We start from the raw sequence: 12,909 nt of genomic DNA, 5'->3' as shown, positions 1-12,909 counted from the left end.
GGAAGAAGCACGTTGCCCCTCCGTATAGGTCTGGCATCGCGCCCACGGGGTAGGCCTGCTCTCATCCGCAGACCCGGAAGCACCCGACCCAGTGACAAGGAGGCCCCCGTGGCCGCACCGGCTCATCTCCCGATCCCGGCCCAGTGGAAACCCGTGGCGGAGCTGTCCGCCGAGACCCACGAGGCGTCCGTCTGCGTCTTCAGCGCGGAGAGCGCGAGCGCCGAGGCGCCGCTGACCAGCGAACCGCCGCTGCCCGACGCCGAACCCCTGACCAGCGAACCGCCGCTCGCCGACGCCGCCCCGCTGACCAGCGAGTCCGACCCGATCCCGGACTTCTTCGGCGCGGGGCTGTAGATGGCCGCGGCGCGCGAGGACGAGGAGCTGTCCCGGCTCGCCGGGCTGCACGGGGTCGCCACCTCCTACAGCCCGGCCCCGGACCGTACGGTCGCGGTCTCCGCCTCCGCCGTGGTCGCCGCCCTGACCGCACTCGGCGTCGACGCGAGCACCCCCGACGCCGTCCGCACCGCACTCGCCGAGCGGGAGCGCGAGCTGCGCGCGCGGCTGCTGCCGCCGACGGTGGTCCAGTGGGCCGGCGCCGAGGGGCCGCCCGCCGCCTTGGCCGCGCTGCCGCCCGGTACCCGGGTGCGCGTCGAGACCGAGCAGGGGGAGGAGCGGGACGGGACCGCGGGGCTGCCCACCGGTGTGCACCGGCTGAGCGCCACCGCACCCGACGGGCGCACCGGACACGCCCACCTCATCGTCGCCCCCGACCGGCTGCCCGCCCCCGCCACCCGCTCCTGCGGCCTCCTCGTGCAGCTGTACTCGCTGCTCTCCCGGCGCTCCTGGGGCATGGGCGACCTCGGTGACCTCGCCGAGCTGGCCGGCTGGGCCGGGCGTACCGCAGGAGCCGGGTTCGTGCAGGTCAACCCGCTGCACGCGACCGTACCCGGGACCCCGGCCGACCCGTCCCCGTACCGGCCGTCCTCGCGCCGCTTCCCGGACCCCGTGCACCTGCGGATCGAGGAGATCCCCGAGTTCGCGTACATCGAGGACCAGGGCCGGGTCCGCGCGCTGCTGGAGCGTGCCGAGCGACTGCGTACCGACGTCCTCGACAAGGGCGCCCTCATCGACCGGGACGCGGTGTGGGAGCTGAAGCGGCAGGCCCTGGAGCTGGTCGTCCGGGTCCCGCTCGGACCGGGCCGGCAGGCCGCGTACGACGCCTTCCGCGCCGAGGAGGGGCAGGCGCTGGAGGACCACGCCACCTGGTGCGCCCTCGCCGAGACCCACGGCCCCGACTGGCACGGCTGGCCGCAGGCCCTGCGCGACCCACGCTCCGCCGAGACTGCCCGCGCCCGCGCCGAACTGGCCGACCGGGTCGACTTCCACGCCCGGCTCGCCTGGCTCACCGACGGCCGGCTCCGCGCCGCCCAGCGCGCCGCCCGGGAGGCCGGCATGCCCGTCGGGATCGTCCACGACCTCGCCGTCGGCGTGCACCCCGGCGGCGCGGACGCCTGGGCGCAGCAGGACCACTTCGCCGCCGGCATGTCGGTCGGCGCCCCGCCCGACGCCTTCAACGCCCGCGGCCAGGACTGGGGTCTGCCGCCGTGGCGCCCCGACCGCCTCGCCGCCTCCGGCCACGCTCCCTACCGCCACCTCCTGCGCGCCCTCTTCCGCTATGCCGGAGCCCTGCGCATCGACCACGTGATGGGCCTGTTCCGGCTCTGGTGGGTGCCCCGGGGCTGCCCGCCCACCGAGGGCACCTACGTCCGCTACGACGCCGACGCCATGCTCGCCCTGCTCCTCCTGGAGGCCTCCCGCGCCGGATCGACGGTGATCGGCGAGGACCTGGGCACCGTGGAGCCGGGGGTGCGCGAGACGCTGCAGCGGCGCGGGGTGCTCGGCACCTCCGTGCTGTGGTTCGAGCGGGACTGGGAGGGCGACGGCCGCCCGCTGCCCCCGGAGCGCTGGCGCGCCGACTGCCTGGCCACCGCCACCACCCACGACCTGCCGCCCACCGCCGCCCGGCTCACCGGCGACCACGTCGACCTGCGCGACCGCCTCGGCCTGCTGACCCGCCCGGCCGCCGAGGAGCGCGCGGAGGCGACCGCGGAGACCGCGGAGTGGCTCGCCCTGCTGGGCAGCCTGGGCCTGCTCGACAGCCCGGCCGCCGGGCCCCCGGGGTCCGACGAGGAGGCGGAGATCCAGGGTGTGTACCGCTTCCTGCTGCGCACCCCGGCCCGGCTGATCGGCGTCTGGCTCCCGGACGGCATCGGCGACCGCCGCCCGCAGAACCTGCCGGGTACGTGGGACCAGTACCCGAACTGGCGCCTGCCGGTCGCCGACGCGGAGGGCAGGCCGGTGCCCCTGGAGGACCTGACGGCCTCGCCCCGGCTGCGGGCGCTGCTGGCGGCGCTGAAGGAGGGCGGGCCTGCATAGGGCACCCCGGGCGCGCGGCCTTCCTGGGCGTTCGCTAACTTGAGAGCGTGGACAAGAAGAACGCCCTGCGCGCCGGCGCCCTGGCTGCCGGTACGACGCTGATGATGCTGCTCATGTCGTCCCCCGCGCTCGCGCTGACCCGCGACGACGGTGACGACCCCGGCACGGGCCTGAGCGTCGGCGCGACGCTGGGCCTGTACGTGCTGCTGCCGCTGGCACTGTTCGTGGTCATTGCCGGGCTGGTGATGGTCCTGGACAAGTCCAAGACGCGCGTGACCAAGCCCGCCAAGGCGAAGGCCTGAGCGCGAACCTGATCTCTGCCGAGGGCGCCGTCCTGCCGCATGTGTGCGGTGGGGCCGGCGCCCTCGGTGCTTTTTCCGGGCCGGGGCCCGATTCGCGGGGGTTGCGGGGTCGTCGCTCCAACAGGCCATCTGCTCATGCGGGACATATGCGCGCGGCATAGTCTCGACACGGGATCACGGATGGTGACCAAGGGTCACGGACAGTGAATTCTCCTCCGTGTCGATCCCGCCACCCCCTGGAGAGCACATGGCCACGTACGCCCCCGCGCCCACCCGCATACCGGAAGGCCTGGCCGCCCCGAGCGAAGCCACCTTCCCGATCGCCGAATCCTTCATGGACGGCTACCCCGCCAATCCGCACTGGAAGTTCCTCGGCACCGCAGGCCTCACCGAGGGACCCGACGGTGCCCTGCAGCTGACCTCCGACTCGGGCAACCAGTCCGGCACGGCCTATCTCGACCAGGCGTTCAGCTCCCGGCTCGGCGTCAGCATCGAGTTCGACTACGCCTGTTACGGCAGCGACAGCGCCAACCTCGGCGACGGATTCTGCTTCTACCTGATCGACGGAGCGCAGACCACGGGGCCCGGGGCCTACGGCGCCGCACTCGGCTACTCCTGCATGCGCATCAGCCACACCAACGTGGTGCCGGGTGTCACCGCCGGGTACGTCGGCATCGGCTTCGACAACTACGGCAACTTCGCCTCGGACCTGGCCGGACCCAATGGACCGGGGCGCAGCCGCAGCACCCTCGGCGTGCGCGGCTGCGGCAGCGGGAAGGAAGGGTTCCGCTGGCTTCGCGGGGAAGAGGTCCCCGACGGATTCCAGGCCCGCTGGGAGAAGCGCGCCCACGTGCAGATCAGCATCATCGACGGTCTGCTGACGGTACGTCACTCCACCGACTCCGACCGCGGCGGCATCACCCTCGTCAAGGACTTCGACCTGGCCGGCGCCCCCGAGCAGGCTGCCATGCCCAAGTCCTTCAAGCTGGGCCTCGCGGCCAGCACGGGCGCCGCCCGGGCGACCCATCTGATCCGGAACCTCCATGTCGCGCTGCCCGCCGACATGCCCCTGGAGATGGCGGGCAACCCGCCGGAGGTGGAGGCGGGCGGCCAGCTCACCTACACCGTCAAGGTGCGCAACGACGGACCGAACGACGTACCCGACGCCGAGGTCCTCGGCACGATCCCCACCGAGCTGTCCGACCGTACCCTGCACTGCGAACCGCGAGGCGGCGCCACCGCGGGCGAGGGCTCCGTCACCCACGGGCTGCACCAGCCCCTGGACCTCCCCGTCGGCGGCAGCGCCGAGATCACCCTGACCGGCACCGTCGACCCCGACGCGGGAAGCGGCACCATCAGCTGCGCCACCCGGATCAAGTCCCCCACCCGCGCGAACACCGCGTCCAAGCAGACCGACACGGTCAACACCGAGGTGCGGGCCCGCCGCCTCGGCCCGGTCTGCGGTCAGGTCCCGGCCCACGAGGGCACGAGCACCTGGCGGCAGGGCGGTGACTCGGGCATCGTCTTCGTCGACGTGGACACCAGCCACGCCGGCTTCGAGGAGACGCCGGTCTACGTCGCCGCCGTCGCCGGCAGGCAGTACGTGGCGAACCTCGGCGCCCCCGGGATCTACGGCAGGCGCCCCGACGGCTTCACGGTCGGCCTGCGCCGGAACGACCAGGCGGAACTGGACGTGGCCCAGGCTGCGGCCAACGGCTTCCGGCTGCACTGGATGGCCTGCCCCCGCAACGCCGCGGGCATCGCCTGCGGCCGGACCGAGCCCGCCGCCTGGCGGCAGGGTGAGGACTCCCGCATCCTCCTGGTCGACGTGGACACCAGCAGCGCGGGCTTCACCGAGACCCCCGTCTTCATCGCCTCCGTCGTGGGCGACAAGAACACGGCCAACCTGAGTACCGTCGCCGTCCGAAACCAGACCAGCAAGGGCTTCACCGTCGCCGTTCGCTGGATCGACCAGAGCGTCCTCACCCCGGAGGCGGCGCGGTCCAACGGCTTCCGCCTGAACTGGATCGCCTGTGCGAGCGACGCCGAAGGCATCGTCTGCGGCCGGACCGAGATCGGTGCCTGGCGGCAGGGCGACGACGCACGCATCGTCTTCGCCGAGGCGAAGACCAGCGGCGCGTACCTGCCGGACAGCCCGGCGTTCATCACCTGTGCCGCGGGCGGCCCCGAGGTCGCCGAGCTGTGCAACCCGGGCATCTACGGAGGCGCGCGCCGCGGCTTCACCGCGGGGGTCCGGCGCAGCGACAAGGGCGACCTGCCCCCGGAGTTCGCCCAGCAGAACGGCATCGCCGTGAACTGGATCGCCTGCCCGCCGCGCGCGTGACGCACGTGACGCACGGGACCCCCGGGCACTGACCCGTCCCGCTCGACCCGCTTCCCCCCGGCCTTCGGCCGCTCACGCAGCCGCGGTTCGTACGACCTGTGCGAGCCGCGGCTGCCGTCCGTCGTCGCGGCCGGCCGGCCCGATCCGGGGCCGAGTCGGCCGAGTCAGGGGCTGGGCGCCGTCAGGTAGCGCTGCACCGTGGGTGCGAGCCACGCCACGATCTCCTCCGGGTGGAGCGCCACGGTGGGCGGCAGACACAGCACGTAGCGGGTGAGGGCCAGCCCGAGCAGCTGTGCGGCGCAGAGCGCGGCCCGCGTGGGCACCTGCTCGGGGTCGGGGCACACCTGCAGGGCCACCGGGAGCAGCTGGTCCCGGAAGATGCCCTGCATGCGCTCGGCCCCGGCCTGGTTGGTGGCACCCACCCGCAGGACGGCCGTGAGTTCCTCGTTCTCCTCCCACAGGCCGAGGAAGTGGGTCACGAGGGCCCGGCCGACCTCGTCCCGCGGTACCCGGGTCAGGTCCGGCAGTCGCAGGTCGAGCGCGACGGCCGCGGCGAACAGGCCGTCCTTGTTGCCGAAGTACCGCATCACCATCGACGGGTCGATGCGCGCGTCCTTGGCGATGGCGCGGATGGTGGCCCGCTCGTAGCCGTCGGTGGCGAAGCGCTCACGGGCGGCGGTGAGGATCGCGGTGCGGGTGGCGTCGGAGCGGCGGCGGGCGCCGGGGCCGGGATCTGTGCTGGTGCTGTCGCTGCCGTTCATGCCAACGAGCGTAGGCCAACATTCGTAGGCCAACAAGCGTTGACACCTCTTTGGGGGCGTGGCTAATGTCGTCAACAAGCGTTGGCAAACAAGCGTTGGCAACAGGAGGTCATCATGAGCGGTAGCAACACCAACTCCGGCAGCACCAAAAACACCAGCCGCACCGACAGCACCCCGAGCCCCGTGATCATCGTCGGCTCCGGCCCCACCGGCCTCCTCCTCGCCGGCGACCTCGCCACCGCCGGCGTCCCGGTCACCGTCCTCGAAAAGCGCCCGCACAAGATCAGCAACCTGTCCCGCGCCTTCGTCCTGCACGCCCGCACCCTGGAGCAGCTCGATGCCCGCGGACTCGCCGACGAGCTGGAAGCAGCCGGCCGACCCTTGGACCGGCTGCGCCTCTTCGGCCGGCTCACCATCGACCTCGGCGCCCTCCCCTCCCGCTTCAACCACCTCCTCGTCCTCCCGCAGTACGAGGTGGAGAAGGTGCTGGAGCGGCGCGCGGTCGAGGCGGGCGCCGACTTCCGGTACGAGACCGAGCTGACCGGCCTCACCCAGGACGCGGACGGCGTGACCGTGGCGGCCCGCGGACCCGGGGGCCGGACGGAGAGCCTGCGGGCCGCGTACGTCGTCGGCGCCGACGGCATGCGCAGCGTCGTGCGGGACACGATCGGCCTGCCCTTCCCCGGCAGGTCGGTGATCCGCTCCGTCGTCCTCGCCGACGTGCGGCTCGCCGAGAAGCCGCCGACCCTGCTCACCGTCAACGCCGTCGGTGACGCCTTCGCCTTCCTCGCGCCCTTCGGTGACGGCTACTACCGGGTGATCGGCTGGCATCGCGGCCGTAACGTCCCCGACCGGGAGCCGCTGGACCTGGCCGAGGTCAAGGAGATCACCCGCCTCGCGCTCGGCCGGGACTTCGGGATGTACGACGCCCGCTGGATGTCCCGCTTCCACAGCGACGAACGTCAGGCGCCCGCCTACCGGGTCGGCCGGGTCTTCCTCGCCGGTGACGCCGCGCACGTGCACACCCCGGCCGGCGGCCAGGGCATGAACACCGGGCTGCAGGACGCGGCCAACCTGAGCTGGAAGCTCGCCGCGGTCGTCACCGGCCACGCGGACCCGCAGCTGCTCGACAGCTACCAGGCCGAACGCCACCCGGTCGGCAAGGCGGTGCTGCGCAGCAGCGGCGGCATCGTCCGCCTCGCCATGGCCAAGCGCCCCTGGACGCTGGCGGCCCGCGCCGCGCTCACCGCGTTCCTCGGCGCCGTGGGCCCCGCCCGCCGCAAGGCCGCCGGCCAGGTCGCCGGCATCGGCTACCGCTACCCGGCGCCCCGCGGCGCCCACCGCCTCACCGGAACCCGCGTCCCGGACGTCACCCTGACCGGCGGCGGCCGCCTCTACGAGGCCCTGCGCGGCGGCAGGTTCGTCCTGATCACCCCGGAGCCGTACGAGGGCGGGCGCGGGGAGCGGCTCGCCGTCGCGCGGTGGGCGAGCGACCGCCGTACGACGGTGCTGGTGCGCCCCGACGGATACGTGGCGTGGGCGGCGGAGGCCGCGGACGCGGTACGGATCGAGGCGGCCGTGGACGAACACGTCGGCGGCCGCGGGCTTTCGTAGTTCGAGCCGGTTCGCGTCCGCCCTCGTCGCCGACCGACGGATCCGGAAGATCTCGAATCCGTCAACTTCGCTTCCGGGCAGGGCACACACGCGCTTGGCTGGTGTGAGCGCAGGGGCGGACAAGGGGGTGGGGGATGACGGGGGTGCGCCGTGCGTTACGCATCCTGGCGGGGGCGGGGCTGCTGGTCACGGTGGGCGTGGCGACGAATCAGGTCCTCAACGACGGCAGACTCAGCTGGACCTGGCTGTACGCCTCGCTCTGCGTGTCGGCACTGAGCCTCGTCTACTCGGAGCTGGGAACCACCTCCGTCACCGCCGAGGGTGAGAACACCGGTCCCGCGCGCGGCGGCCGCCGCGTGTACCTGCGGCAGCTGCGGGCGAGCGTCCAGGACATGGAGACCGTCGGCATCGCCACGCAGGGCGAGTTCGTCTTCCGGATGCGTCAGGTGTACGTCGATGTCAGTGTCGTACCGCAGGTACTGCACGCGGCGGCCAGGGAGCCGTACCTCGGTTCGGTGGGCGGCGGAGAACGCACAAGCCTGGCGTCGGTGCTCCGGGAAGCCGAACACGACGAGGTGTCCCGGGTCCTGGCGGTCATCGGGGGTCCGGGCTCCGGCAAGACGACGCTGGCCCGTAACACGGCCCTGGAGCTGTGCGCACACCGCTGGCGTCCGTGGAAGAGGCGCCTGCCCGTGCTGCTGTACCTCCGTGACCACGCCACGGCCCTCCTGGCCGACGAACCGCCGACGCTGGAAACGGTGGCGGTCTCGGCAGGCTGGCTGGACGGCAAGGTCCCGGCACGCTGGCTCGCCCGCCATCTCGACCGCGGAGGCTGCGTGGTCATGCTGGACGGCCTGGACGAGGTCGCCGACCCGGCGGAACGGGGCCGGGTGGTGGCCTGGGTCGCTCGCCAGATCCAGCGGCACCCGCACAACACGTATGTGGTGACCTCCCGCCCGCACGGCTACGAGTCGAATCCGCTGCCGGGCGCGGAGGTCCTCCAGGTACGCCGCTTCACCTGGCAGCAGATCGAACGCTTCCTGCGCCAGTGGTCGTACGCGACGGAGAGCCGCGCCCGGGGTGGCACCGGTCACGAGGTGCGAGCCGCCGCTGTCAGGACCGCCACGGACCTGCTTGCCCGCCTACGCAGACAAGCAGCCCTGTACGACCTGGCGGCGAACCCTCTGCTGCTGACGATGACGGCGAACGTACACCGCTACCGAGGACAACTGCCCGGCAGCCGGGCCGAGTTGTACGCCGAGATGTGCGACGTGCTGCTCCACCGCCGCTCCGAGGCCCGAGGGATGACCGACGCCACGGGGCTTACCGGTCCGCACAAGCAGCACGTCGCCCAGCACCTGGCCCTGGCCATGATGAAAGCCAGGGTCCGCGACTGGCCGGTGCGAGACGCCGCGAGGGCGATCCGGGTGGCCCTTCGGCAGGTCCCGGGCCAGGTGACCGCCGAGGTGTTCCTGGAGGTGGCCCGCAAGAGCGGCCTGCTGGTCGAACGCGACCATGATGTGTACGGCTTCGCCCACCTCACGCTGCAGGAGTACCTGGCCGCTGCCCAGCTCGGCGTCCCGCACGCCGACACCGCTGTCCTGACGGCGAACGTCAACGACCCGTGGTGGCGGGAGACGATCCTGCTCTGGTCCGCCGGCAATGACGCCACGCCCGTCATCACCGCCTGCCTGGACAGTGGCACGGTTCCCGCCCTGGCCCTGGCCTTCGACTGCGCCGACGAGGCGAGAACCGTCGACCCCGACGTCCGGGCCCGACTGGAAGCACTGCTGGCCCCGCCGGAGCCCGGCCGGCCTCGCGATCCCGCCCGCGCACGTCTCGTGGCGGGGATCCTGGCCACACGGGCCCTGCGCGAGACCATCCGGATCGACGACACGACGGCGTTGTGCGCGCGGCCCGTTCCCCATGCCCTGTACATGGCGTTCGTCAACGAGGAGGAAGCGGCGGGCCGTCACCATCCCGTTCTGCTGGACCCGGCGGGGAGCGACGGCGGCGTGGCGGTAGGCATGCAGGCCGGTGACGCCGAACGCTTCGTCGACTGGATCAACACCCTCACCGGAGACGGCGAGACCGCCTACCGGCTGCCGGCAGCTGCGGAGCTCGGTGACGCCGCCGCCGTGGCCGCCGACCTCACCCGTCACACCGTCTGGGCTCATGACGGCACCGAGACGTTCCTTCATCAGCCGCAGGGAGTCGACTGGCCCTACACCTACCCGGCCGGACAGCTCCGCCCTCTCGTGGCCGCCGACCGGGAACGGATCACCCTGTATCTGCGGCTCATGGCCACGCCGGAGCCACAGCGCACCCAGGTGGAGACCTGGATCAAGGTCCTCACCACAGCACTCACACACGCTTCGGTGCTCCGCAGGGCCCCTGCCCTGTCCGTACTGAAACTCCCTCTCGTCCTGGCCATGGCGATCGCCGTCGACGACGTCCGCCTGTGTGCCGAGGCCTTCACCGACAACCGCGAGCTCGCCCCCGCTTTCCTGCGGGCATTCGACCTCGCCCACGCCTTCGCTCGCGCCGTCGGGACCGTTCCCGTCCAAGAGCTCTCCCTCAACCTGGACCCCGTTCTCGCCCGCGCTCTCGAACACGCCCACTCGGTCGTCGGCGCCCATGCCGCCGAAATCCTCGACCCCGGCATCAGCCTCGACCGCGTTCACGAACTCGCCTGGGGTCTCGCCATCGACCCCACCCTCGGCCGCGCGCTCCCACACGCCTACCGCCTGGACCTCGACCGTGCCCTCGAACACGCCCAGGGCCTAGACGAGAGCCTGATCCGTACCCTCGGCCTGGCCCTCGAATCCGCCGATGTCCCCGCCCCCGCTTTCGACCTCGTCCGCGCCGTCGACCGCGCCCTCTCGCACTCCCTGCCCCACCCCTTCCTGCGCGACCTCAATCTCGATCTCGCCCTCAACCTCGCTCTCAGCCTCACCCGCGACTCCCACACACAGGTGCTGACGCTCTCCCTCAACGTCTTCCGTTCTCTGTGCGGCCGCGATCTTCCCGGCTGGCCACTCGCCGCCGGCGATGACGCGGAGGCGCCCGGAGTCGACGCCCTGGACGACGTCCTGGTGGCGCGGGCAACCGTAGGGTGGCTGGCCACAGGCCGTCCCGTTTCACGGGCAACAGAGGATCCGGCCGGCCATCTGCGCTTTCAGCGCGACATTCTCCGGTCGACAGCCACCGATTTCCCGGCCGATCAAGCGCAGGTGCTGGTGGAGGGCGCCACGGAACTGCTCACGGCGATACGCGACCGCACCGTCCCCTGCGACGCGCGAGCGCTGTCTTCCGTCCGCACGGCCCTCATCGCCGCGACGCTCGATCTGGACGAGTCGGGTTGGCGCCATCAAGGCAGAAGCGGTCACATGTACACCGTCTGGAAGAGCCTGGCCGCTCTCGACGCCTCCTCCAGCGGCCCCCGCCCCAACCAGATCCTCCTCCTCGTCCGCACCCAGCCCTAGGGGCTTTCGTTCGAGGCGGACGGCCGCTGTCCGCCTAGTGCTCCGCTCCCTGGGTCCCCGCAAGCAACTCCCTCAGCAGGCCGGCCAGTTGGTCGGCCTGTTCGGCGTCGAGGGAGGACAGGGCCGCCGTCTGGACGGCGAGGCCCGCGCCGACCGCCTGGTCGATGACGTCCAGCCCCTTCCCGGTCAGCGTCACCTGGAGCCCGCGCCGGTCGTGGGGGTCGGGGGAGCGGCGCAGCAGGCTGGCCCGTTCCAGCTTGTCGAGGCGGCCGGTCATGCCGCCGGTGGTGAGCATCAGCGTCGCCGAGAGCTGGCGCGGGGAGAGGGTGAACGGCTCGCCGGAGCGGCGCAGGGTCGCGAGGACGTCGAACTCGCCGCGCCCGATGCCGTAGGGGGCGTAGGCCTTCGCCATGCGGTCGCCCATGGCGCGGGAGAGGCGGTAGATCCGTCCGAAGACCTCCATCGCCTTCGTGTCCAGATCGGGCCGCACCGCCGCCCACTGGTCGATGATCGCGTCGACGGGGTCCCTGTGCTGCTGTCGGCCTGCACTCATGAGCCGAGTATCGCCGTCCGGACGGTCACCCGCAAGAAAGTAGCTTGACGAAAAGTAGCTTAGGGCTAAGCTACTTTCCATCAAGTCATTCCGAAGGGGGAGCCGTCGTGAAGAGGAAGCGCGGGGAGAACGAACGCATACCGGGGGAGTGGGCCCTGCCCGTCGCCGCCGCTGTCAACGGCGTCGGCACCGGCATGTACGTCCCGTTCACGCTGGTGTTCTTCCACTACGTCACCGGGCTGTCCTTCACGGTCGTGGGTGCCGTGCTCACGGTCACCGGCCTCGTGGGCATCGGAGCCCTCCCGCTCGCCGGGACGGCCGTGGACCGGTACGGCGCGCAGCGCGTGCTGTACCTGCTCTACGGCGTCCGGGTCGTCGGCTTCGCCCTCTACCCCTTCGCCCACTCCCTCGCCGCCTTCGCGGCCGTGGCCCTGGTCACCGCGGCCGCCGACCGCGCCTTCCCCGCCGCACAGCAGTCCCTGATCGGCGAGGTGGCGCGCGGGGCCGGGCGGGACCGGCTGCAGGCGTCGACGCGCGCGCTGCAGAACGCCGGCAACGGGGCGGGCTCACTGCTGGCCGCGCTGGTCATCGCCTTCGCGGGCAGCACCGGTTACACCTACGCGGCCTGGGGCAACGCCCTCTCCTTCGCGCTGGCGGCGCTGCTGCTGCGCCCCCTGAGGCCGGTGCGCGCGGCCGACGGGGTCCCGGCCCCGCTCCCGCGCCGGTCCGGCACCGGATACCGGCTCGTCCTCGCCGACCGGCCCTTCCTGGTCGTCACCGGCGCCAACTTCCTGAACGCGCTGAGCTATTCGGCCCTGTCCGTCCTCTTCCCGCTGTTCGTCGTGGAGTGGCTGCACGGGCCCGCGGTGTTCACCGGTGCCGCGTTCACCGTCAACACAGTGCTGTGCGCGGTGGCCGGCGTGTTCGTCGGCGCCCGGGTCCGGCGGGCCGGCGCCCGGCGCACCCGGGCCGCGGCGCTGGGCGGGGTCCTGTTCGCGGCCGCCTTCGCCGCGCAGATCGTGCTCGGCACCCTGCGCCCCGGCTCGGGCACGGCCCTGGGCGTCGCCCTGGTCGCCGTGGTCGTCGTCTACACGGTCGGCGAGCTGATCCACAGCCCCGCTGCCCAGGTGCTCGCCGTGGCGGCGGCGCCCGAGGCGGTGCGCGGCCGGTACATGGCGGCCTATCAGATGTCCTGGTCGCTGGCGAACGCGGTGGCGCCGTCCCTGTTCACGTTCCTGCTCGCGCTGGACGGCCGGGCTCCCTGGGCCCTCCTCGTCCTCACCTCGGCCGTGGCCGCCGCCCTGCTGATCCGGGTGGAGCGCCGGCTGCCGACGGAGGCGGTACGGCCCCGGCCGGTGACCGTGACCCACGGCGGCGCCCCGGCTCCCTCGCCCGTCACGGCGTGACACCCATC

General features: G+C 72.7%; 9 protein-coding genes. 7 read left to right on the top strand and 2 right to left on the bottom strand.

Going from position 1 to position 12,909, the window contains the following annotated elements; translation table 11 throughout:
• The first annotated feature begins 108 nt into the window (after nt 1-108).
• The 4 genes from AC07DS_RS05305 to AC07DS_RS05290 all read left to right on the top strand — a co-directional run bounded on the left by AC07DS_RS05305 (nt 109) and on the right by AC07DS_RS05290 (nt 5,082).
• Nucleotides 109-354: a hypothetical protein gene (locus AC07DS_RS05305; protein WP_479142830.1), complete on the top strand. Its 246-nt coding sequence runs from the start codon at nt 109-111 to the stop codon at nt 352-354.
• Nucleotides 355-2,436 carry a 4-alpha-glucanotransferase gene (malQ, locus tag AC07DS_RS05300; RefSeq protein ID WP_479142828.1) on the top strand — a complete coding sequence of 694 codons (2,082 nt, stop codon included), beginning with the start codon at nt 355-357 and terminating at the stop codon, nt 2,434-2,436.
• Nucleotides 2,437-2,483: 47 nt separating this feature from the next.
• A complete protein-coding gene (locus tag AC07DS_RS05295; RefSeq protein ID WP_479142826.1) occupies nt 2,484-2,738 on the top strand; it encodes a hypothetical protein in 255 nt (84 codons plus the stop codon).
• 247 nt (nt 2,739-2,985) lie between these two features.
• Nucleotides 2,986-5,082, top strand: coding sequence for a hypothetical protein (locus AC07DS_RS05290; protein ID WP_479142824.1), 2,097 nt, complete (start codon nt 2,986-2,988; stop codon nt 5,080-5,082).
• A gap of 164 nt (nt 5,083-5,246) precedes the next feature.
• Here AC07DS_RS05290 and AC07DS_RS05285 read toward each other — a convergent pair whose 3' ends face one another.
• Nucleotides 5,247-5,843, bottom strand: coding sequence for a TetR/AcrR family transcriptional regulator (locus tag AC07DS_RS05285; RefSeq protein ID WP_479142822.1), 597 nt, complete (start codon nt 5,841-5,843; stop codon nt 5,247-5,249).
• Nucleotides 5,844-5,957: 114 nt separating this feature from the next.
• Between AC07DS_RS05285 and AC07DS_RS05280 the strand changes: the two genes are divergently transcribed.
• Both AC07DS_RS05280 and AC07DS_RS05275 read left to right on the top strand, forming a co-directional pair.
• Nucleotides 5,958-7,457, top strand: a complete 1,500-nt coding sequence (locus AC07DS_RS05280) for an FAD-dependent monooxygenase (RefSeq protein WP_479142820.1) — start codon at nt 5,958-5,960, stop codon at nt 7,455-7,457.
• 134 nt (nt 7,458-7,591) lie between these two features.
• Nucleotides 7,592-10,942, top strand: a complete 3,351-nt coding sequence (locus AC07DS_RS05275; protein ID WP_479142819.1) for an NACHT domain-containing protein — start codon at nt 7,592-7,594, stop codon at nt 10,940-10,942.
• A gap of 34 nt (nt 10,943-10,976) precedes the next feature.
• Here the strand turns inward: AC07DS_RS05275 and AC07DS_RS05270 are convergent, their stop codons facing one another.
• A complete protein-coding gene (locus AC07DS_RS05270) occupies nt 10,977-11,495 on the bottom strand; it encodes a MarR family winged helix-turn-helix transcriptional regulator (protein WP_479142817.1) in 519 nt (172 codons plus the stop codon).
• Between the two features lie 107 nt (nt 11,496-11,602).
• On the opposite strand from AC07DS_RS05270, the gene AC07DS_RS05265 reads away from it, so the two are divergent.
• A complete protein-coding gene (locus tag AC07DS_RS05265; RefSeq protein ID WP_479142815.1) occupies nt 11,603-12,901 on the top strand; it encodes an MFS transporter in 1,299 nt (432 codons plus the stop codon).
• Nucleotides 12,902-12,909: the final 8 nt, after the last annotated feature.

This window comes from Streptomyces sp. NPDC044064 (genome assembly GCF_056434245.1).
This window is presented reverse-complemented; position numbering and strand designations above follow the sequence as displayed.